This is a genomic window from Acidimicrobiales bacterium (genome assembly GCA_036273495.1).
In the GTDB taxonomy this organism is placed as follows: Bacteria; Actinomycetota; Acidimicrobiia; order Acidimicrobiales; family JAJPHE01; genus DASSEU01.
In genome coordinates, this window is record DASUHN010000332.1 from 1 (window position 1) to 2,990 (window position 2,990).

The 2,990-nt window shown below is 72.1% G+C and carries 3 protein-coding genes; all 3 read right to left on the reverse strand.

Features of this window, described 5'->3' with window-relative positions; genetic code table 11:
• Nucleotides 1-105: 105 nt before the first annotated feature.
• Nucleotides 106-873 carry a hypothetical protein gene (locus VFW24_14190; GenBank protein HEX5267911.1) on the reverse strand — a complete coding sequence of 256 codons (768 nt, stop codon included), beginning with the start codon at nucleotides 871-873 and terminating at the stop codon, nucleotides 106-108.
• A 102-nt stretch (nucleotides 874-975) separates the two neighbouring features.
• Nucleotides 976-1,176 (reverse strand): hypothetical protein, encoded by a 201-nt coding sequence (locus tag VFW24_14195; protein ID HEX5267912.1) that lies wholly within the window; start codon nucleotides 1,174-1,176, stop codon nucleotides 976-978.
• 164 nt (nucleotides 1,177-1,340) lie between these two features.
• On the reverse strand, nucleotides 1,341-2,990 hold a 1,650-nt coding region (locus tag VFW24_14200), incomplete at its 5' end, for a hypothetical protein (GenBank protein HEX5267913.1).

The following is a 2,990-nucleotide window of genomic DNA, read 5'->3' on the forward strand; positions in this document are numbered from 1 at the left end:
GGCGGGCGTCGTTCCCGCTGGCGACACCGAGCCTGTGCAGCTCGTCTCTGGCCCGCTGCGCCCATCCCGACGCGTCCAGCTGCACGAACAGGGACAGGGCGGTGCTCAATCGACCCTCGGCGGCAGAGCGGCGTCCGGCCCGGGCCAGGCGTCGCCCCCGTGCCAGCTCGGTGCGCGCCCGGCCAAACCGCTTGTGCGGGCCCCCGAGGTGGCGCAGCGCCTCGGCAAACAGCTGTAGGTGCCCGGCGTGGCCAGCGTCGCCAGCGCGAAGCTGGCGCCGGCCGTGATGCTGCTGGCCGCGTCGCCCGACGGCAGGCTCACCTTCACGGGAGTGGAGCTGGCCATCGTCGTCCCGTTGCCCAGCTGGCCGTGGGTGTTGTCTCCCCAGGAGTACACGTTGCCGTCGGCGCCGATGGCCATCGCGAATGCATCACCGGCGGCGACCGCCGTGGCCGGCTCCGCCGCCGCCGGCAAGCTGACCTCCACGGGGGTGGAAGAGGAGGAGGTGGTCCCGTCGCCGAGCTGCCCGTCGGCGTTGTCGCCCCACGCATACAGATTGCCGTCCGAGCCGACCGCCAACGAGAAGTCGCTGCCGGCGCCAACCTGCACCGCGGTCGCGCCGCCGGGAAGAGTCACAGCACCGGGCGTGGCGTTGTCGGCCGTGGTGCCAGACCCGAGCTGGCCTGCGGAGTTGTGCCCCCATGAGTACAGCGTGGGGGCGGTGCTCGGAGGCGTCCGGCCGGAGACCCCCCCGGCGTATGCCAACGTGCTGAGCGTGCCGGCGCCTAGAGCGACGCCGACGAATACGCTCGTCAGCCGCACGAACGAGCGGGCGTGACGTGCGATCGGCTGTGAGGAGCTGTGCGTAGTCATGTACCTAAATGACCTTCCTGTCCACGTACTCGGGAGATGGTGCGAAGGGGAGCGCCACACCGGCGTCACGCCGGGGATGATCTTCGGGATGGTCGGACCGCATTAGACCGTCAACGTCCCCGATGACCTCGAAGCTCCCGGCTCATCGCCGCCAGATCCCGCAACCCGCGCGCAGAAGGCGATGAGATCGGTCGTCCCCATGAGCGGATGTCGGACGCCCGACTCGACGTCTTCGACCTCGCCGACCAGCTCACCGAAGGCCAGGTGGTCGGGGCGCAGTCGCAGCACGAACGAGACGAGCACGCGCCGGACGGTAAGGAACAGGCGTTACGGCACCGCTACACGGATGATCAAATGGCCGACCACCCGATCGGGCTAGTCCGTCAACCTTGCCTCAGCGAGCCGGCGCGCTCGGCTACTGCGGGCGCCGTGCGGGTACTCCCTCGCCAAACACGTCCTCCTGGTGCTCACGGCCCGCCCGTCGCCGGCGACTCCCAGAACGCCTCGTCGCAGGACCACTCCCCCTCGGTGATCCCCGGCCCGGTGCCGCAGTTGGCGGGAAGGGCGTCGTTCCACCCGAAGTACCCGCCGACCTCGAAGCCGTACTGCCGGGCGGCGTAGGTGTCGTAGGGGACGCCGGAAGGGGGGCCGTAGAAGGCGGCCATGAACGAGGCCAGGGCGGAGTTCGGTGACGGGGTGAGGACCATGCCGTGGCTCCCGACGGCCGGGTCCCCCGAGCACGCCCGCCCGAAGTTGGGCACCCCGGGGACGACGGCGCTCTGGTAGAGGGCGGTCCGCACCGCGTAGTGGTTCCAGTGGCCGTAGGCCTCGCACGTCCCGCCCCACTCGGTGCCGGACGCCGGCGTCGACCCCCCGGGTGCGGTCGCGTTGTACCAGGCGTCGGAGATGAAGGCGTCGTCGGGCAGGTCGGGCAGGCCGATGGCGGCCTTGTTGGCGTCGAGGGACCGCAGCGCCCACACCAAGTCCTGCGGGGACAGGCCGTAGGCCTCCTCGGCCGGGTAGTCCCCGCCGTCCCAGCTCTGGTTCAGGTCACCGAGGTCGAACGCCACCACCGCGCCGCGGTCCCCCACCCACAGGTAGGCGCACGGATCCTTGGGCGAGGTCGTGTCCGAGGACCCGTTCCAGTAGGTCGGCACTCCGGTGAAGCACACCTGGCGGGGGGCGTAGTCGTCGTAGCCCGGGTCGGGGAACCGGGCCCCGACGTCGTTGTGGGTGTCGAGGTCCTGGACCATGTTGGTCAGGGCGGCCAGGCGCCCGGCCCGGCACCCCCCGAGGGCGGAGAAGTCGGCGGGGTCGTCGGGAAAGGCGGCCGGGTACGGGCCTGCTCCGTTGTTCGCCAGCGCCTTGCCCGGCCAGGCGTCGATGGTGGTGTTGGTGCCGTCCGAGCCGGGCCAGTACTCCCCGTCGTCGGGCTGCACGTAGCTGGCCGAGCTGTTGGAGTCCTCGACGCCGGCGGGATCCCCGCTCGGGTTGCTCGGTCCCTGGTACCAGTAGGGACCGGCCGGGTCGGAGTAGCTGTCAGGGGGAGAGCTCGAATCGGGTCCGATCCCGGCCAGGTCGTTGTCCCCGTCGAAGTCGGCGTCGTCGGCCTGGGGCTCGCTGAAGCACGCCCCCGAGTTCTCCCCGTTGGTCATCACCACGTCGACCTTGTACAGGTCGTGGGTGGAGGACCCCGACCCCGGGCTCAGGCTGGCGCCCGGGGCCGGGGCCACGCCCGCCCAGAGCACGGAGTCGGCCCCGTCGTCGTCGGGGTGGGCGAAGACGGAGAACACCATGGCCCGGTCGTTGCCCGGGGCCGGAGCGGAGCCCGGCGCCGCATCCGTCGTGCCGGCCGGGCCCGCCGCCACCGACGCGCCTCTCACCAGGGCCGGCGTGCTCAGCTGGGGGATCCCCGCCTGGGCATCCGTCGTCGCGGCGGACTTGGCCGGCGGCCTCCCGTTGCCCTGGTTGGGCGGCAGGGCCGGCTCCTCACCGTCGGCGCAGAAGCTGGGGTCGGCCTGGCAGTGCGAGTAGGGCGCCGGCTCCTCCACGGGCGAAGCGGCCGCCGCCCTCCCCTCCCGCCCCATGCCCGAGACCGCAGCGACAAGGACCAGGAC